At 59.3% G+C, this 16,952-nt stretch carries 17 protein-coding genes; 9 read left to right on the plus strand and 8 right to left on the minus strand.

The window, feature by feature from the left end:
- The 3 genes from ACP15L_RS00005 to ACP15L_RS00015 all read left to right on the plus strand — a co-directional run.
- Positions 1 to 477: (2Fe-2S)-binding protein (locus ACP15L_RS00005; protein ID WP_425082680.1), on the plus strand; the 477-nt coding region annotated here is incomplete at its 5' end.
- 25 nt (positions 478 to 502) lie between these two features.
- Positions 503 to 2,863 carry a xanthine dehydrogenase family protein molybdopterin-binding subunit gene (locus ACP15L_RS00010; RefSeq protein WP_425082681.1) on the plus strand — a complete coding sequence of 787 codons (2,361 nt, stop codon included), beginning with the start codon at positions 503 to 505 and terminating at the stop codon, positions 2,861 to 2,863.
- Between the two features lie 95 nt (positions 2,864 to 2,958).
- Positions 2,959 to 3,750 (plus strand): FAD binding domain-containing protein, encoded by a 792-nt coding sequence (locus ACP15L_RS00015; RefSeq protein ID WP_425082682.1) that lies wholly within the window; start codon positions 2,959 to 2,961, stop codon positions 3,748 to 3,750.
- 50 nt (positions 3,751 to 3,800) lie between these two features.
- Here ACP15L_RS00015 and ACP15L_RS00020 read toward each other — a convergent pair whose 3' ends face one another.
- Positions 3,801 to 4,700 carry a MurR/RpiR family transcriptional regulator gene (locus tag ACP15L_RS00020; RefSeq protein ID WP_425082683.1) on the minus strand — a complete coding sequence of 300 codons (900 nt, stop codon included), beginning with the start codon at positions 4,698 to 4,700 and terminating at the stop codon, positions 3,801 to 3,803.
- An 89-nt stretch (positions 4,701 to 4,789) separates the two neighbouring features.
- Between ACP15L_RS00020 and ACP15L_RS00025 the strand changes: the two genes are divergently transcribed.
- The 3 genes from ACP15L_RS00025 to ACP15L_RS00035 all read left to right on the plus strand — a co-directional run bounded on the left by ACP15L_RS00025 (position 4,790) and on the right by ACP15L_RS00035 (position 7,318).
- Positions 4,790 to 5,542 (plus strand): 3-keto-5-aminohexanoate cleavage protein, encoded by a 753-nt coding sequence (locus ACP15L_RS00025; protein WP_425082684.1) that lies wholly within the window; start codon positions 4,790 to 4,792, stop codon positions 5,540 to 5,542.
- Complete coding sequence (locus ACP15L_RS00030) at positions 5,539 to 6,855, plus strand: aspartate aminotransferase family protein (protein ID WP_425082685.1); 1,317 nt, start codon at positions 5,539 to 5,541, stop codon at positions 6,853 to 6,855. The genes ACP15L_RS00025 and ACP15L_RS00030 overlap by 4 nt, the downstream gene beginning before the upstream one ends.
- Positions 6,856 to 6,985: 130 nt before the next feature.
- Positions 6,986 to 7,318, plus strand: coding sequence for a hypothetical protein (locus ACP15L_RS00035; protein ID WP_425082686.1), 333 nt, complete (start codon positions 6,986 to 6,988; stop codon positions 7,316 to 7,318).
- A gap of 54 nt (positions 7,319 to 7,372) precedes the next feature.
- Here ACP15L_RS00035 and infC read toward each other — a convergent pair whose 3' ends face one another.
- The 7 genes from infC to cobA all read right to left on the minus strand — a co-directional run bounded on the left by infC (position 7,373) and on the right by cobA (position 13,012).
- Positions 7,373 to 7,921: a translation initiation factor IF-3 gene (gene infC, locus ACP15L_RS00040; protein ID WP_170374292.1), complete on the minus strand. Its 549-nt coding sequence runs from the start codon at positions 7,919 to 7,921 to the stop codon at positions 7,373 to 7,375.
- 158 nt (positions 7,922 to 8,079) lie between these two features.
- Positions 8,080 to 8,931: a ferredoxin--NADP reductase gene (locus tag ACP15L_RS00045; protein ID WP_425082687.1), complete on the minus strand. Its 852-nt coding sequence runs from the start codon at positions 8,929 to 8,931 to the stop codon at positions 8,080 to 8,082.
- A 105-nt stretch (positions 8,932 to 9,036) separates the two neighbouring features.
- Positions 9,037 to 9,444 carry a DUF934 domain-containing protein gene (locus ACP15L_RS00050; protein ID WP_170373572.1) on the minus strand — a complete coding sequence of 136 codons (408 nt, stop codon included), beginning with the start codon at positions 9,442 to 9,444 and terminating at the stop codon, positions 9,037 to 9,039.
- Entirely contained in the window at positions 9,441 to 10,202 is a 762-nt protein-coding gene (locus ACP15L_RS00055) for a phosphoadenylyl-sulfate reductase (RefSeq protein ID WP_425082688.1), read from the minus strand. Before ACP15L_RS00055 ends, ACP15L_RS00050 begins: the two co-directional genes overlap by 4 nt.
- On the minus strand, positions 10,192 to 11,856 hold the full coding sequence (locus tag ACP15L_RS00060) for a nitrite/sulfite reductase (RefSeq protein WP_425082689.1): 1,665 nt from the start codon (positions 11,854 to 11,856) through the stop codon (positions 10,192 to 10,194). The genes ACP15L_RS00055 and ACP15L_RS00060 overlap by 11 nt, the downstream gene beginning before the upstream one ends.
- Before the next feature lie 65 nt (positions 11,857 to 11,921).
- Positions 11,922 to 12,236 carry a DUF2849 domain-containing protein gene (locus ACP15L_RS00065; protein ID WP_425082690.1) on the minus strand — a complete coding sequence of 105 codons (315 nt, stop codon included), beginning with the start codon at positions 12,234 to 12,236 and terminating at the stop codon, positions 11,922 to 11,924.
- Positions 12,236 to 13,012, minus strand: coding sequence for a uroporphyrinogen-III C-methyltransferase (gene cobA, locus ACP15L_RS00070; protein WP_425082691.1), 777 nt, complete (start codon positions 13,010 to 13,012; stop codon positions 12,236 to 12,238). Before cobA ends, ACP15L_RS00065 begins: the two co-directional genes overlap by 1 nt.
- Before the next feature lie 141 nt (positions 13,013 to 13,153).
- Here cobA and ACP15L_RS00075 point away from each other — a divergent pair, with 141 nt between their 5' ends.
- The 3 genes from ACP15L_RS00075 to ACP15L_RS00085 all read left to right on the plus strand — a co-directional run bounded on the left by ACP15L_RS00075 (position 13,154) and on the right by ACP15L_RS00085 (position 16,858).
- Positions 13,154 to 13,633, plus strand: coding sequence for an Lrp/AsnC family transcriptional regulator (locus tag ACP15L_RS00075; RefSeq protein WP_170373577.1), 480 nt, complete (start codon positions 13,154 to 13,156; stop codon positions 13,631 to 13,633).
- Positions 13,634 to 13,898: 265 nt separating this feature from the next.
- Entirely contained in the window at positions 13,899 to 15,632 is a 1,734-nt protein-coding gene (locus ACP15L_RS00080; protein ID WP_425082692.1) for a sensor histidine kinase, read from the plus strand.
- A complete protein-coding gene (locus tag ACP15L_RS00085) occupies positions 15,629 to 16,858 on the plus strand; it encodes a sigma-54-dependent transcriptional regulator (protein WP_425082693.1) in 1,230 nt (409 codons plus the stop codon). Before ACP15L_RS00080 ends, ACP15L_RS00085 begins: the two co-directional genes overlap by 4 nt.
- Positions 16,859 to 16,952 lie beyond the last annotated feature (94 nt).

Raw genomic sequence — 16,952 nt, forward strand, 5'->3', positions numbered from 1 at the left:
ATATCGCTGACTGTGAATGGCATGTCTGTGAGCGGTGATGTTGAGGGTCGGACGTTATTGTCTGGTTTTTTGCGGGATCATTTGTCTTTGACGGGGACGCATGTTGGCTGTGATACGGCGCAATGTGGGGCCTGTGTGGTGCATGTGAACGGCGAGGCCGTGAAGTCGTGCAACATGCTGGCGGTTGAGGCCGACGGTGCCGAGGTCGGCACGATCGAGGGTCAGGCGGCCGAGGATGGGACGCTCAATGCGATCCAGCAGGCGTTTCAGGATCACCACGGGCTGCAATGCGGCTTCTGCACACCGGGCATGGTGATGAGCGCGGCGGCCTTGCTGAAGGACAATCCCCGCCCGTCCGAGGCCGAGATTCGCAAGTATCTGGAAGGCAACCTGTGCCGCTGCACAGGCTATCACAACATCGTCAAGGCGATCATGGCCGCTTCGGGCCAGGACGTCAGCAGCATCGCCGCCGAATAAGCGGCCCGAGGGAGGAGAACAAGCAATGCCCAAAGACAGTGGCATCGGAGCCAGTTCCAAGCGGCGCGAGGACGTGCGCTTTCTGACCGGAGCAGGCAATTACACCGACGACATCAACGTGGCCGGACAGGCCTATGTTCATTTCCTGCGCTCGGATATCGCGCATGGCCGGATCACCAGCCTTGATACCTCGGCGGCCGAGGCCATGCCGGGCGTGGTCAAGGTGTTCACCGGCAAGGATTTCGAAGGCGTGGGCGGCATGCCCTGCGGCTGGGAGGTGACGGACAAGCACGGCGCGCCCATGCAGGAGCCTGCGCATCCCATTCTGGCCCAGGGCAAGGTGCGCCATGTGGGCGATCCCATCGCCGCCATCGTGGCCGACAGCCTGGAGCAGGCGCGTGACGCGGCCGAGGCGATTGACCTCGAGATCGAGGAACTGCCCGCCGTGATCGACATGAAGGCCGCAGCGCAAGAGGGCGCGACGCTGGTCCATGACGATCTGAAGAACAACATCTGCTATGACTGGCAGCTGGGCGAGACTGACGATGCAAAGGTCAATGAGGTCTTCGCCAATGCGGCCCATGTGACCACGCTGGATCTGGTCAACAACCGCCTGGTCGCCAACCCGATGGAACCACGCGTGGCGGTTGGTGAGTATAAGCGGGGCACGGATGAGTACACGCTCTATACCACGTCGCAGAACCCGCATGTGATCCGCCTGCTGATGTGCGCCTTTGTGCTGGGCCTGCCCGAGCATAAGGTCCGCGTGGTGGCCCCGGATGTGGGCGGCGGTTTTGGCACCAAGATATTCCACTATGCGGAAGAGGCGTTCTGTACCTTCGCCGCCAAGGCCTGCAACCGCCCGGTCAAGTGGACCTCCAGCCGGTCCGAGGCGTTCATGTCGGACGCCCATGGCCGGGATCATGTCAGCAAAATCGAACTGGCGCTGGATGCAGACAATAACTTCATCGGGTTGCGGACCAACACCTACGCGAACCTTGGAGCGTATCTGTCGACCTTCTCCAGCTCGGTGCCCACATGGCTGCACGGCACGTTGATGGCGGGCAATTACAAGACGCCGGTCATTCAGGTGAATGTGAAGGCGATGTTCACCAACACAGTGCCGGTGGATGCCTATCGCGGCGCGGGCCGGCCCGAGGCGACGTTCCAGTTGGAACGCGTGGTGGATAAAGCTGCGCGCGAGCTGGGAGTCGATCCGATTGCCCTGCGCCGTCAGAACTTCATCACCCAGTTCCCCTATGACACGCCGGTCGCTCTGACCTATGACACTGGGGATTACAACGGGACCATGGACAAGCTGGAAGCTGCGGCTGATCTGGCAGGCTTTGCCGCGCGCCGTGCGGCAAGCGAGGCCAAGGGCAAGCTGCGGGGTCTGGGCATCAACTGCTATATCGAAGCGTGCGGCATTGCGCCCTCGAACATCGTTGGCATGCTGGGGGCCCGAGCGGGTCTTTATGACGCGGCGACCGTGCGGGTGAATGCCACCGGCTCGATCAGCGTCATGGTTGGCGCGCACAGCCACGGGCAGGGGCATGAGACCGCCTTCCCGCAGGTTGTGGCCGACATGATCGGCATTGATGAATCGATGGTCGAGATCGTGCATGGCGACACCTCAAAAATCCCGTTCGGCATGGGCACCTATGGCTCGCGCTCTCTGGCGGTCTGTGGCTCGGCCATGGTGAAGGCCACCGAGAAGGTGATCGACAAGGCCAAGAAGATCGCAGCCCACCTGCTGGAGGCGTCTGAGGCCGATATTGAGCTGAAGGACGGTCAGTTCAGCGTCGCGGGCACCGACAAGTCGGTGGCCTGGGGCGACGTGACCCTGACAGCTTATGTGCCGCATAACTTCCCGCTGGAGGTTGAGCCGGGGCTGGAGGAGACCGCGTTCTATGACCCGGCCAACTTCACCTTCCCCTCGGGCGCTTATGCCTGCGAGGTTGAGGTCGACCCCGAGACCGGTCAGGTCAGTATCGAGGCCTTCACCGCGGCGGATGACTTTGGCAACATTGTCAATCCGATGATCGTGGATGGTCAGGTGCATGGCGGCATTGGCCAGGGTATCGGCCAGGCTCTGCTGGAGAACTGCGCCTATGATGAGAATGGCCAGCTGTTGAGCGCGTCCTTCATGGATTACGCCATGCCGCGCGCCGATGATGTGCCCTTCTACGGCGTGGATCATTCCAGCCAGACGCCCTGTACGCATAACCCGCTGGGTGTGAAGGGCTGTGGTGAGGCCGGGGCGATTGGCTCTCCGCCGGCTGTGGTCAATGCCGTTCTGGATGCGATGAATTCGGGCGGCAAGGCGGTGGATCACATCGACATGCCAGTAAGCCCGTCGCGCGTCTGGGCGGCGATGAACAGCTGAGTTGAGAGGGCGGACCGGGGGCCAGCCCCCGGACCCCCGAGGTATTTTTAGCCAGATGAAGAGCGGATCTGCGCTCTTCGGAAAGGAAAAGCGGAATGTACAGTTTCGAGTTTGAGAAGCCTTCGAGCATTGCCGACGCGGTTGCTGCGTTGGGGGCCGAGGATGCGCAGCCATTGGGCGGGGGTCAGACGCTGATCCCGACGCTGAAGCAGCGCCTGGCGGCCCCTTCGGTGCTGGTCAGCATGGGTGGGATTGCCGAGATGCAGGGTGTCTGTGTCGAGGATGACGGCTCGGTCGTCATTGGCGGGGCGACGCCCCATGCCACGGTGGCGCGTGAGGCGGCGGGGTCGTATCCGGCGCTGGCGGCTTTGGCGGGTCAGATCGGCGACCCGGCGGTGCGCAACCGCGGCACCATTGGCGGGTCGGTGGCCAACAATGATCCGGCGGCCTGTTATCCGGCGGGTGTGCTGGGCTCAGGCGCGACCATCGTGACCAACGCGCGGCAGATCGCGGCGGACGACTTCTTTCAGGGCATGTTTGCCACCGCGCTGGATGAGGGTGAGATCATCACCTCGGTCCGGTTCCCTGTGCCGCAGGCGGCGAGCTATCAGAAGTTCCTGCAGCCCGCGTCCCGGTTTGCATTGGTCGGTGTCTACGTGGCGCGGTTCGCGGATGGTGTCCGCGTGGCCGTGACCGGCGCCAGCGAAGACGGCGTGTTCCGGTGGGCAGAGGCCGAAGAGGCCTTGAACAAATCCTTCAGCGCCGAGGCATTGATGGGGCTGAGCGTCAACCCGATGAACATGATCGCCGACCTGCATGGCAGCAAAACCTACCGCGCGCATTTGGTTGGGGTGATGACGAAACGCGCCGTCCAAGACTGCGTGTAACCACAAAAACAACAAACCCAAAAGCCCCGGGCAAAACCCCGGGGCTTTTGCTATGTTTTTCTAACTTTTGGGAGCTTTGCAGGCTGCCAATAGGCCCCGGTGTCTTCGCGTGTTTTCTCATAGGCTTCCACGCGGCGCAGGGCGTTTTCTCCGCCGGCTGCGAATAGGTGACTGAGCAGGCATTCCAGAACGGCCATCGCTCCGGAGAAGCTAGAGAAGTGGTGCATCGACCGCGTGCTGATCTGCAGGCTCAGGTCCGGGCGAATACCGGGTGCGATCATGTCGCTGTCCGAGATAAGGATGATCTTCAAACCTCGGTCCGCGGCGAAGCGCATGGTTCGGATCGCCTCGGACGAATAGGGTCGAACGGTTATGGCCAGCAGACAATCATTCGGCCCCGCATCCAGCAGATCGTCGGTTGCGGACCCCATGTGACGCGGGATCAGTTGTAAACCCGGATGGGCCATGCGGCCTGCATAGTGGAAGTAATGAGCGAGCGCATAACTTGCGCGCGTTGCTGTTATGAAGCAGCGGTTAGCGTTTAAGATAAGCTGGATCACGGCGCTTGTTTTCTCCGGATCCATCAAACGTAGGGATCTTGCCACGACGTTCATTTCATTTCGCGCAAACCCTGCCTGAGCGGTGTCGAACGAAGCATCTGTTCGCACCTCGTTCAACCAATCCCGATCCAAGCGGGTCTCACCATCTGTGACCAGGGCATGTCGAAAGGGTTTGCGCAAGGCGTTGTAGCTATCAAAGCCCATCCGCTGGGCGAGGCGGACAAGAACGTTTGAGCTAACACCGATCTTCGTCGCGGTCGTGCGGATCGGGTCGAGGCCAAAGTCGCCCGGATGGTCTATCACATATTTGGCTGCCGCCTGTAGTTGCGGCGGCATTTGGTCGATTGATTGCCGGAGAGCAGAGATCAGAGGGCTGAGCGCATCGGTCATAAAACAGAAGAAAACATATGTTTTTAGAATAGCCAATTGAAAACGAACTGTATGAGTGTAGATCGACCTCATACAGAACGGAGTGTTCAATGACGTCCACCGCCCCAAAGCCATATGTCCTAGTTGCCCCCAATGGGGCGCGGCGTGGTCATGCGGATCATCCTCAGCTGCCGGTGAGCTTGCGGGAAACCCTTCAAACCGCGCATGACTGCCATGCGGCGGGAGCGGACGGGCTGCATCTGCATGTTCGGAACGCCGAGGGGCGACACTCTTTGGATACGGGGCTGTATCGTGAAGCCCTAGGTGAGTTGCGTCAGCAGTTGCCGGGTCTGGAGGTGCAGATCACAACCGAGGCCGCGGGGGTCTACGACGCAGAGGCACAATTCGAATGTTTGCGGCAGGTGCGCCCCACATGGGCCTCTATCTCTGTGCGCGAAGTCGCGGAGATAGCAGATCGGGTCTACGGTCTTTGCCAAGATCAGGGGACGCGCGTGCAGCATATCCTCTATGATGCTGAGGACGCGGCTTTGTTGGCGCGATTGCAGGCAGAAGGTGTTGTCAGGGCCGGGCAGGTGGATCGCCTGTTTGTTTTGGGGCGGTATGCGACGGGGCAGAAATCTGCACCCGAAGACTTGGATCAGTTTCCGAAAGAGGGTGGTCCGTGGATGCTCTGTGCGTTTGGGGCAAAGGAACACGCGTGTCTGCTGAAGGCCGCACTGCAGGGCGGGGATGTGCGCGTCGGGTTTGAGAACAGCCTGACGGATTCCTCGGGTCAAACCTGGCCGAACAATGCAGCTTCGGTTGCAGCTCTCGTGTCGTTGATCAAAGGAGAACAAGAATGAGCCATGTGTTTCCGCGCCACACCAAAGCCGAGCTACCCATCGCGGCAGGCGGCGATGGGTGCTACCTGATTGATGCCGACGGCAAGCGCTATCTGGATTGTGGCGATGCAGCGGTGTCTTGTTTGGGGCATTCCAACCGCGCGGTGATCGAAGCTGTTCAGCAGCAGGTTGAACAGATCGCCTTTGCCCATAGCGGTTTCATGACCTCGGAACCGGCGGAAGAGTTGGCCGATCTGCTGATCCAGCATGCGCCAGGCGATCTGGACCGGGTGTATTTCGTGTCCGGCGGCTCCGAGGCGACTGAGGCGGCGATCAAGCTGGCGCGCCAGTATTTCCTTGAGATCGGTCAGCCTGAACGTCGCCATGTGATCGCGCGGCGTCAAAGCTATCACGGCAATACGCTGGGTGCGCTGTCTGCGGGCGGCAATGCATGGCGGCGGGCGCAGTTCGCACCGATGCTGATCGAGATGACCCATATCGCGGCGTGTTATGAATATGCGGAAAAGCCCGAGGGTGAGAGCAGCTTTGACTACGGTCAGCGCGTTGCGAATGAGTTGGAGCAGGAGATCGTGCGTCTTGGGCCGGAAACCGTCATGGCGTTCATGGCGGAACCAGTAGTCGGGGCGACCCTCGGTGCTGTTCCGGCGGTCGAGGGGTATTTCAAGCGTATTCGCGAGATTTGTGACCAATACGGGGTTCTGCTGATCCTTGATGAAGTGATGTGTGGGATGGGCCGAACCGGGCATCTGTTTGCCTGCGATCACGATGGCGTCTCACCGGACATTCTGTGCATCGCCAAAGGGTTGGGGGCCGGGTATCAACCGATTGGAGCCATGCTCTGCACGGACAAGATGTACGAAGCGATCCAACAGGGCTCGGGCTTTTTCCAGCATGGTCACACCTATATTGGCCACCCGGTGGCGACGGCTGCGGCCCTAGCCGTGGTTCGTGAGTTGACCAGCCGAGACCTGACTGAGCGGGCCGGTGTGATGGGGGGCAAACTTCAATCCGCGCTGGAAGCGGCTCTTGGTCAGCACGCCAATGTGGGCGATATCCGAGGCCGTGGCCTGTTTCGTGGGATTGAGCTGGTCGCGGATCGCGAAAGCAAAACTCCGTTCGATCCGGCGCTGGGTGTGGCCGCAAAGATCAAAAAGGCTGCATTGGCCGAAGGGTTGATCTGCTATCCGATGTCGGGAACGCGAGACGGCAAGGCCGGAGATCACATCCTGCTGGCTCCGCCCTTCATCATCGAAGAGGAGCAGATAGACGAGCTTGTCACCAAGCTTGGCCGGGCGATCGCCGCCGTGATCTGACAATCCGGTGACAGCCCTTTTCGCCCAACGCAAATTCGGTAAGTTTGACGCGAACTGAGAAGAGGGCGCGGTCGTGGTGCAGGATATTTGGCATAGTTTCCGAGGTTTACCCTTTTGGGTGCAAATCTGGGTGGCCGTGATTTTGGTTCCGGTCAACCTGATGCCGCTGTTCTTTCTAGACCAGCCGCAGGGGGAATTGATTGCCGCTCTTGCGATCACGGGAATGGCATTGAACCTGCCGATCATGATGGCCGCGCGCGGGATGAGCGGGACGATGGCCCTTCCGCATCTCCTGTGCTGGGTTCCGCTGGTCATTGTGGTTGCGGGGATGCTGAGCGCAGCAGACACGCTCAACCCCAACTATTTTCGGTTCCTGTGGCTGCTGATGATTGTCGATGTCATCTCGTTGGTATTCGACGTGCGGGATGCAGCCCATTGGATGCGCAACCGGAAAGCGGGATGAAAAAAGCCCCTTCGGAGATCGAAGGGGCTTGGGTATTTGCGGTGATAGGCCGAGTTACTTCTGCGGCAGCGGGCCGATCATCATGATCATCTGACGGCCTTCCATCTTGGGCATATTCTCAACCTTGCCCAGTTCCTTGATGTCTTCGGCGACACGCTCCAACAATTCGCGACCCAGGTTCTGGTGCGCCATCTCACGGCCACGGAAACGCAGGGTGACTTTGACCTTGTCGCCCTTTTCCAAGAACTTATAGACGTTCTTCATTTTGACTTCATAGTCATGCGTGTCGGTGTTGGGTCGGAATTTGACCTCTTTCACCTCGATGATCTTTTGTTTCTTGCGGGCTTCGCTTTCGCGTTTCTGCTGTTCGTACTTGAACTTGCCAAAATCCATGATCTTGCAGACCGGCGGGTTCGCATTGGGCGAGATCTCGACCAGATCAAGGCCGGCATCGGCGGCAAGTTGCATGGCTTTGGCGGGATGAACCACCCCGACATTTTCACCTTCGGCACCAATCAGGCGGATTTCGGGGGCACGTATCTTTTCATTTACGCGCGGGCCAGTGTCTCTCTGCGGCGGCGCGTTGTGGGGTCTGCGAGCTATGGGTTCATTCCTTTGATTATTGCAGAATTTCGAGGTGGGAATTTAGACGGGTGCGCGCAGTGTTTCAAGCAGCATAAAGGCTTAAAGACTGGAATTTCCCACGATTGATCACAGGAAACAGCTGGCCGGGACCCGATGGACCCGGCCAAATAGGTTGATCAGCCAACAAATGCTTTTTCGATCACGAACTCTTTGGGCTCGGAGTTTGCACCTTCACGCATGCCGAATTCCTCGAGGATTTCCTTGATGTCCAGGTTGAAGGCCAGCGAACCGCAGACCATCGCACGGTCGGTTTCCGGCATGATACCACCTTCGATCCCCAGATCGGAAAACACGGTGCCGTCTTTCAGCAGGTTGGTGATGCGGCCCATCTTTGGGCTCTCTTCCCGAGTCGTTGTTGGGTAGTAACGAATCTTGTCGGCAAAGCCTTCACCCATCAGCTCGGCCAGCATTTCGTCCTGACGGATGTTCTCGATCAGTTGGCGACCATATTCCAGCTCAGCCACTTCGCGGCAGGTATGGGTGATGATCACCTCGTCATAGTCCTCATAGGTCTGTGGCTCGCGCAGCAGCGAGGCGAAGGGGGCAAAGCCGGTGCCTGTGGCGAAGAACCATAGGCGTTTGCCGGGCAGCAGAGCGTCATGCACCAGCGTGCCCACGGGCTTGGGCCTCAGGATGATCTGATCGCCGGGCTGGATGTGCTGCAGCTTCGACGTCAGCGGGCCGTCCTGTACCTTGATCGAGTAGAACTCCAGCTCTTCGTCCCAGGACGGAGACGCAATTGAATAGGCGCGCAGCAGCGGTTTCTGTCGACCGGTTTTGGGATCAGGATCGCCCATCAGGCCGATCATCACGAACTCACCCGAGCGGAAGCGCAGCGTCGCAGGGCGCGACACCCGGAACGAGAACAGGCTGTCAGTCCAGTGTTTGACCTCGGTCACGGTCTGGGCGTCCGGCAGAACGGGGGCCTTTATGGCGGTTGCTTCACTCACGGGCTTCATCTCTGTCATCGTTTCGCTATCGGTCTGCTAAACCGACATCTCCGTTTAATCTTTGATCCAAGTCAGGAAAAGGGGCGAAATGCCCCTTAAGCGTCACAAGCTGGCGATGTGGGGTCAGCCCCGCAGGCGAGCCTGATAGTTGTTTTCTTCCCAGTTGGCGCGAGCCAACCACTGATCTTCGGGCTGGCGAGAGGCGAGGGCGTCGTCGATCTCGACCTCGTCAAAGCCGCTGCGGCGGGCCATGGCGTATTGATCAGCCAGAACGTGCCCTTTGGCGCGCAAACGGCCCGTATAGCCTTTCAGGCGTAGCACGCGGGCAATAGTGAAACCGCGACCATCCGCCGAGGACGGGAAATCCACCCGCACCATCTGGGCGTTGCCAAGACGCTCGACTAGCTCATCGGGGTCGGTGTCCGAGGCCACATCAAGCGCCACAACATCATTGGCCGCGTCCTCAAGCGTGACAAAGCCGTCTGTCCAATCATCGGGGGAGAACCCCTCATCCGATACAATTACGTTCATGTTTTCTCTCCGGCGCGCACCATTTTGCCATCGACGAAATGGATGCCGCATTCTTCTTTGTTCTGGTCGCGCCAACGTCCGGCGCGGGGGTCTTCGCCTTCCTTGACCGGCGAGGTGCAGGGCGCACAACCGATGGAGGGATAGCCTTTGGCCACCAGCGGATGGCGGGGCAGGTTGTTTTCATCCATATAGGCGCGCACGTCTTCGGGCGCCCAATGGGCCAGCGGGTTGACCTTGATCCGGCCAGTGCCGTCCTCGACCTCAAAGAACTCGAGCGTGGCGCGGGTGCCGGCCTGAAACCGCTTGCGACCGGTGATCCAGCCGCAATAGCCGGCAAGGGCTTGTTGCAGCGGGAAGGTCTTGCGCAGGTTGCAGCACGCATCCGTATCCCGCAGACGCAGCGCGCCATAGGGGTCTTCACGCTGAATGTCCTCATCCTCGGCGCGGATGATTTTAATGTTCTTCAGGCCAAGGCGTTCGCTGACATCCTGCTGATATTCAAGCGTTTCCGCAAACAGCATCATGGTGTCGACAAACAGAACCGGCGTCATCTGGTCGACAACGGCAGCCATGTGCAACAGAACAACCGACTCGGCCCCAAAGCTTGAGACCAGAGCCAGATCGTCGATTTCCTCAATCGCCCCGTGCATGACATCATGCGCCGAGTGATGGCGGAACCGGGCGTTCAGCGCGTTGACCTTTTCGGTCAGTTCAGCGCGATCTTTACCCAGTTCCGTCTGGATCAGATCAAGCGGCATTGGCCTGTGCCTCGGGGTAGAGTGCAGCCTTGAAGGGCGCCATACCGATACGGCGGTAGGTTTCCAGGAAGGTTTCTTCAGCGCTCTCCCGCTGGTTCAGATAAGTGTCGACGATGCGCTCGACGGCCGGAACGATCTCATCATAAGCAAAGCCGGGACCTGTGCGGTCGCCGATGGCCGCGGTCTCGGTACCGTCGCCACCCAGCGTAATCTGGTAGTTCTCGACGCCAGCGCGATCCAGACCCAGAATGCCGATATGGCCGACATGGTGGTGACCACAGGCGTTGATGCAGCCCGAGATCTTGATCTTCAGGTGGCCGATATCATGCTCCAGCTTCAACTCATCAAAACGGGTCGCGATCTGTTCTGCAACCGGGATCGAGCGGGCTGTCGCCAGCGCACAATAATCCATGCCGGGGCAGGCGATGATGTCGCTGATCAGGCCGATATTGGCTGTGGCCAGCTCGTGCTCTTTCAACTTGGCGTGGATCGCGGGCAGGTCCGATTTGTGGACATGCGGCAGGATCACGTTCTGCTCATGGCTGATGCGCAGTTCGTCATAGGCGAACTCTTCGGCCAGATCGGCCATCACACGCATCTGCTCGGCGGTTGCATCGCCCGGCGTTTTCCCGTGCTTCTTGATCGAGATCGTGACGATCGCGTGGTCCGCGTTCTTGTGCGGCGCGATGTTGGTGTCGACCCACGACCGGAAGACCGGATCGTTGGTGTAGGCGGACTCAAACGACGCAACCGAAGCTTCGCGGAAGTCTGGCGCTGCAAAATGACCCTTGATCTCTTCCAGCAGCGCCATGTCGGCGCCTTTGAACTGCGGGCGTACCTGCAAGAAGCGCTCGTTGACTTTGGCGCGGATGGCGTCGATGCCATGCTCGTGCACGGTGATCTTGATCCGTGCTTTGTATTTGTTGTCACGGCGACCGATCTGGTTCCACACGGAAACGGTAGCCTCAAGATAGGCCAGCAGGTCGTCAAAGGCGACGAACTCAGACAGTTCCTTACCGATCATGGGTGTACGGCCCAGACCGCCACCTACGATCACGCGAGCGCCCAGAACGCCGTCACGCTCAACCAGTTGAAGGCCGATATCGTGCGCTTTGATCACGGCGCGGTCGTTTTCCGAGCCCGTGATGGCGATCTTGAACTTACGCGGCATGAACTGGAATTCCGGGTGGTCAGTCGACCACTGGCGCAGCAGTTCGGCATATGGGCGTGGGTCAGCGATTTCATCCGCGGCAGCACCGGCAAAGTGGTCGGCTGTCACGTTACGGATCGTGTTGCCCGAGGTCTGAATGGCGTGCATGCCAACTTCGGCCAGCGCGTCCAGCATATCCGGCACGTCTTTCAGTTTCGGCCAGTTGTACTGGATGTTCTGACGGGTGGTGAAATGGCCATAGCCCTTGTCCCATTTCTCGGCCAGAAGTGCCAGTTGGCGCATCTGTGCGCTGGAGAGCGTGCCGTAGGGAATGGCAACCCGCAACATATAGGCGTGCAGCTGCAGATACAGGCCGTTCATCAGGCGCAGCGGCTTGAATTCATCCTCGGTCAGCGAGCCGTCGATGCGGCGTTCGACCTGTGCGCGGAACTGACGGTTGCGCTCGGCCAGGAATGCTGTGTCAAACTCGGAGTAGCGATACATGTGTAGCTGTCCTTAAATGCAGCCCCGAAACCTTGGGGCCTTAATGGGGAGAAAGGGGCCGGAGGTCAGGCCCGGGGCTGCGACTGTGTTTCCTGCTTGCCATGGGCATAGTTCGAGGGTCCGGTGCGGCGGAACTCCTCTCGGAAATGGGTGGGTTCGGGGCCGTTTTCACCGGCGACTGCATCGGCCAGATATACGCCGACGATCTTGTTCGCCTGACGCGCGGCGTCCAGCAAACGGACCTGCGCATGGGCCTCATCGGTGATCAGCTCGGCCTCGGACAGTTCACGCGACCAGCGGTCATCTTCGGTCTGATATATCACGTCACCTTCGAGCAGATCGTTGGCGGTGACGACTTTGGGGGTAAAAGCGCGGGCCATCAGGCATGCTCCTTTTTGAATTCGGTCAGGGCCAGGGCCGCTTGGCGCGGGGCGAGGCCATAAAACATGAGGGCAGGGCCGTCCATCTCGGCAGCAGCCAGATCTTTTGGCAGACGGTCCAGATTGGTTTCCAGAATGCGTTGGTCGGGGCGCGAGGCGTTCTCGATCAGCGTCACAGGCGTCTGTCGGTCGGCGCCGTGCATGATCAGGCGGCCCTGAATGAAACGTGCTGATTTCTTACCCATATAGACCGCCGCAACTGATCCCTCGAGCGCAAGGGCCGCCCAATCGTGATCCGCGAACCCTTTCATGTCGTGGCCGGTCAGGAACCGAACCGAGGAGTTGCGACCACGGCGCGTCAGGCTTTGACCGATCCCGGCCACGGCGGCAGAGGCAGCGGTGATACCCGGCACGATCTGCCACGAGATACCCGCGGCCGCGACAGCCTCAATCTCTTCATCCAGACGTCCGAAGACGGTCGGGTCGCCCGATTTTAAACGCACAACACGTTGGCCGTTGATGGCGTAGGAGACCAGCAGCGCGTCGATGTCTTCCTGTTTCCATGAAGGACCAAAACCTGCCTTGCCCACATCGACCAGAACGGCCGACTGACCAACAAGTTTCAGAACCTCTGCGCTGATGAGGCGATCATGCAGCACGACATCCGCCCGCTCAAAGGCTTTGAGCGCCTTGAGCGTGAGCAAATCCGGATCACCGGGTCCTGCGCCGACAAAATCGACGTGCCCTAAGTTTTTTTGTGACTCCGACTGCGTCATCTACTGTTCCAGTTGGTTTGACTTGTCCTGATATATAGGAAATATTCCCGGTATCGCGCCATATGTTGCGCCAAATAAGAACATACGTTCTTGTGAGTTTAGAATTCGGAACGCTGGTTTCGAAACGTAAGGAAAATTAGAATGTCGGTGCGAATAGACGACACAGATCGGAAAATTCTGGCTGAGCTGCAGCGCGATGCCAGCCAATCTCTGGACGAAATAGCGGCGCAGGTCGGCAGTTCCAAGACGCCTGTTTGGAATCGAATCCGCAAGTTGAAGGGGGCCGGTATCATAGGTCAACAGACCGTTTTGCTTGATGCCGAAGCGCTTGGTTTCGAGGCCACGTTCTTCGTCTTGATCCGGACCTCAGAGCATGAGGCCGAATGGCAGCGCAAGTTCCTGAAGGCCCTGCGTGATCAACCTGAAGTCCAAGAGGCACATCGGCTAGCAGGGGACATCGACTATATCCTGAAAGTGAGGGTCAAGAATGCCCGCGCCTATGATCAGTTCTACCAGCAGCTGATCTCAGAGGTGCGTGTTCATAACGTAACCGCTCTCTTGTCGATGGAAGAGATCAAGTCGACCACGATGCTGCCTCTCAACGCTTTGGTGGAGAGCTAGCAATAGATTGGGGGCGCTGCCCCCGCCGCCCCTGAAGCGGCGACTCCCCCGAGATATTTTTAGCCAGATGAATAAAGGATCCGATGCTTCATCTGGCCCTAAATATCCCCGCCGGAGGCATCGCGCGCTAGCGCGGTTTTGCAGAATTTTCACCCGCCCGGAGGCTGATTTATTTCGTCTTTGCGGCGGGATGCAGTCTGGCACGAAGCTTTTTGGAAGTTGTGCAGACTTGCCATAAGGCGCCGCCAATGCAAGACCGTAGGACATGCAGCGCATTTTGATCATAGCCGGATTTCTATTGATGGTCGGAGTTTTGTCTTCGGTTGTATGGTCCTATGGCTACCGGCAGGCTGTGTTTCAACTCAGCGAAAAGGCTGAGGCTGATCTGGATCTAGCTGCGGATCGGTTGACCACGCAGTTGCAGGTTTATCAGGAACTGGCGGTGCTGATGGCGAGCCACCCCGTGCTTGAGGATCTGGATACACTATCCGGACGCGCCACCGCGCAGGCGTTGCTGTTGGAGGTCGCGGATAAAACGGCGGCGGTCGAGGTTCTTTATGCCGACCGGTCCGGGGCGGTTCTGGCGTCTGCGCATGAAAGTGTCGCTGGCTCGGTCCAAGACAATCCAGCTTTCACACGCGCCATGCAAGGCGCGCTAGGGAGCGCGCATGGTATTCTGCCGGGGCCCGGCAATCGGATTTTCACCTATGCTGCGCCCGATTTCGATATCAGCGGAGCGGTGATCGGGGCTTTGATCGTGATTGCCGACGTTGAGGATATCGAACAAACTTGGCGCGGCAGCACCGAAGCGGTGTTCTTTGTCGATCACTCCGGTCTGGTCTTCATTGCAAACCGGCTGGAACTGCTGATGTGGCAACGCGTGGACGCAGAGATTGGCTTGACCCCTCCGGATGGCCAGGCGGTGTCTTTTCAGGCGCGGCGCTTGGGGCCATATGAACTCTGGACGTTGGATTGGAGTCCATATCTGCCGCGACGGGCTTTGCATCTTGTCAAGGAATTGCCGGTCATCGGCATGACCGGTGAGGTCTTGATGGATGTTGCTCCGGCCCGGCGACTGGCGGGATTGCAGGCCGCGACTGTTGCGGCCCTCTGTTTGGCTTTCGGCGCGTTGCTGTTTCTGGCGACCGAGCGGCGGCGCACGCTGACAGAGGCAAACGCTGTGCTGGAAACCCGTGTGGCAAAACGCACCAAAGATCTGACGAAAGCAAATGCCGCGCTGCGCCGCGAGATCACAGAGCGGCAGGAGGCCGAAGCCGCCCTGAAGCGCGCTCAGGCGGATCTTGTGCAGGCCGGTAAGCTAAGTGCACTCGGACAGATGTCCGCTGGGATCAGCCATGAATTGAACCAGCCTTTGATGGCGATCCAGCAGTTTGCCGACAATGGCTCAGCCTTCATGGAGAGAGGGAAATCCGAGAAAGCCGCGGAAAATCTGGGTCGAATTTCTCAGATGGCGGCACGTATGGCGCGGATTATCAAGAACCTGCGCGCATTTGCCCGCAATGAAAGCGAACCGATGGGGCGTGTGGATCTGGTGCAGGTTCTGAACGCTGCTGTCGAGTTGACTGAGGCTCGGCTGCGTTCCGAAAATGTCTTTTTGGACTGGTCCGCGCCCGAACATCCAGTCTTTGCGTGGGGCGGCGAGGTCCGGTTGGTGCAGGTTTTTGTGAACCTGATCAACAACGCGGCCGACGCGATGAGCCAGCAGGAAGACCGCCGCATTCAGATCGAGATTCATCCCGGCGAAAGGCTTTCAGTTACCGTGCGGGACATCGGGCCGGGGATCGAGAATACGGAAAAGCTGTTCGAGCCATTTTATTCCACCAAGGCCGTTGGTTCTTCCGAAGGAATGGGGCTTGGGCTTTCGATCTCCTACGGTTTGGTCCAGAGCTTCGGGGGCAACATCCGTGGGATCAACACGGAAGAAGGGGCAGAGTTTACGGTCGAGCTGGAGCCTTGTGAGAAGGAACAGGCAGCATGACTCGGGTCGTTTTGTTGGTAGATGACGACGCTGCCGTGCGCGAGGCGCTGGCCCAGACCCTCGAACTGGCGGAGTATCAGCCGATTGCGGCGGGGTCTTTTGTGGCCGCCAAAGACCACATTCGATCTGATTTTCCAGGGGTGATCCTGTCAGACATCCGGATGCCAGGGCGGGATGGGTTTCATCTGCTTAGCTACGCGCAAGAAATCGACCCGGAGTTGCCGGTTGTTTTGTTGACAGGCGAGGGTGACATTCCGATGGCGGTTCAGGCCATAGGGCAGGGGGCCTTCGACTTTCTGGAGAAACCCTGTGCCGCGGCGGACCTTCTAGCGGTACTCGACCGGGCTTTTGACGCCCGCGAGCATATCATCCAACAACGCGCGTTAAAATCAGAGCTGGAACGCGGAGACCCCGCAGCGCGACTTTTGTTTGGCCTTTCCCCTCAAGCCGAGGCCTTGCGTGAGCGGGTGCGCAGTGTCGCTCCGACTGGCGCCGAAGTGCTGGTCACAGGCCCGGCGGGCAGCGGGATTTCCAAGGTTGCCGAGGTTGTGCATCTGATGTCGCCCGTTGGGCAGGGACCGTTCGTCAAACGCGCGGCGGCCGGATTGAGCGTTCAGGAATTCACCCAAGCCTGCGAAGATGCCAAGGGCGGGTCCCTGTTTTTGGATGAGATATCGGCCATGCCGCAAGCGACTCAGTATGAAGCGCTGGACGTGATTGAGCGCGGCGCAGGGGCGCGGATCATTGCGGGCACGACCTCGGACTTGTCTGCGATCTCGGCTGAGGGCCGGTTCAACGCCGATCTCTACTACCGTTTGGATGTGATGCGGGTACGCATACCGTCTCTGGCAGAGCGACCCGAGGATATCCCGACGCTCTTTCGTCACTATGTCGCGCAGGCCGCCGAGCAGGCGGGAATTGCTGAACCGGACGTGTCACCTGAGCATCTTGCGGCGTTGATGGCCAGCGATTGGCCGGGCAATGCGCGCTCTTTGATGTCGTCGGCCATGCGGTTTGTTTTGGGGATGCCCGAAGAGGTTACCGAGGCGACGGATCTGGGCTTGAACGAGCAGATGGCACGGGTGGAACGTTCGTTGCTGATCGCTGCGTTGGGGCGGCACAACGGAAAGGCCTCGGACGCGGCGAAGGCGTTGAAGCTGCCGCGCAAGACGTTCTACGACAAACTGGCGCGGTATCAGATTCGCCCCGAGGATTACCGGCGATAGGAGGGGCTCCCGCCAGCTTTGCCCGCATTTGCATGCGGTTAAAGCTGTTGTGCCAAGCAGTCCGCTAAGGCGGACTGCGGGTGGTGCCAGAGCG

Origin of the sequence: Ruegeria profundi (assembly GCF_049800715.1) — a bacterium.
GTDB classification, from domain to species: Bacteria; Pseudomonadota; Alphaproteobacteria; order Rhodobacterales; family Rhodobacteraceae; genus Ruegeria; species Ruegeria profundi_A.

Excerpts from the sequence above, each read along its gene's own strand:
- ACP15L_RS00010 (WP_425082681.1), top strand. The coding sequence starts at position 503 with ATGCCCAAAGACAGTGGCATCGGAGCCAGTTCCAAGCGGCGCGAGGAC.
- ACP15L_RS00015 (WP_425082682.1), top strand. The coding sequence starts at position 2,959 with ATGTACAGTTTCGAGTTTGAGAAGCCTTCGAGCATTGCCGACGCGGTT.
- ACP15L_RS00020 (WP_425082683.1), bottom strand. The coding sequence starts at position 4,700 with ATGACCGATGCGCTCAGCCCTCTGATCTCTGCTCTCCGGCAATCAATC.
- ACP15L_RS00025 (WP_425082684.1), top strand. The coding sequence starts at position 4,790 with ATGACGTCCACCGCCCCAAAGCCATATGTCCTAGTTGCCCCCAATGGG.
- ACP15L_RS00030 (WP_425082685.1), top strand. The coding sequence starts at position 5,539 with ATGAGCCATGTGTTTCCGCGCCACACCAAAGCCGAGCTACCCATCGCG.
- ACP15L_RS00045 (WP_425082687.1), bottom strand. The coding sequence starts at position 8,931 with ATGACAGAGATGAAGCCCGTGAGTGAAGCAACCGCCATAAAGGCCCCC.
- ACP15L_RS00050 (WP_170373572.1), bottom strand. The coding sequence starts at position 9,444 with ATGAACGTAATTGTATCGGATGAGGGGTTCTCCCCCGATGATTGGACA.
- ACP15L_RS00055 (WP_425082688.1), bottom strand. The coding sequence starts at position 10,202 with ATGCCGCTTGATCTGATCCAGACGGAACTGGGTAAAGATCGCGCTGAA.
- ACP15L_RS00060 (WP_425082689.1), bottom strand. The coding sequence starts at position 11,856 with ATGTATCGCTACTCCGAGTTTGACACAGCATTCCTGGCCGAGCGCAAC.
- ACP15L_RS00065 (WP_425082690.1), bottom strand. The coding sequence starts at position 12,236 with ATGGCCCGCGCTTTTACCCCCAAAGTCGTCACCGCCAACGATCTGCTC.
- cobA (WP_425082691.1), bottom strand. The coding sequence starts at position 13,012 with ATGACGCAGTCGGAGTCACAAAAAAACTTAGGGCACGTCGATTTTGTC.
- ACP15L_RS00075 (WP_170373577.1), top strand. The coding sequence starts at position 13,154 with ATGTCGGTGCGAATAGACGACACAGATCGGAAAATTCTGGCTGAGCTG.
- ACP15L_RS00080 (WP_425082692.1), top strand. The coding sequence starts at position 13,899 with ATGCAGCGCATTTTGATCATAGCCGGATTTCTATTGATGGTCGGAGTT.
- ACP15L_RS00085 (WP_425082693.1), top strand. The coding sequence starts at position 15,629 with ATGACTCGGGTCGTTTTGTTGGTAGATGACGACGCTGCCGTGCGCGAG.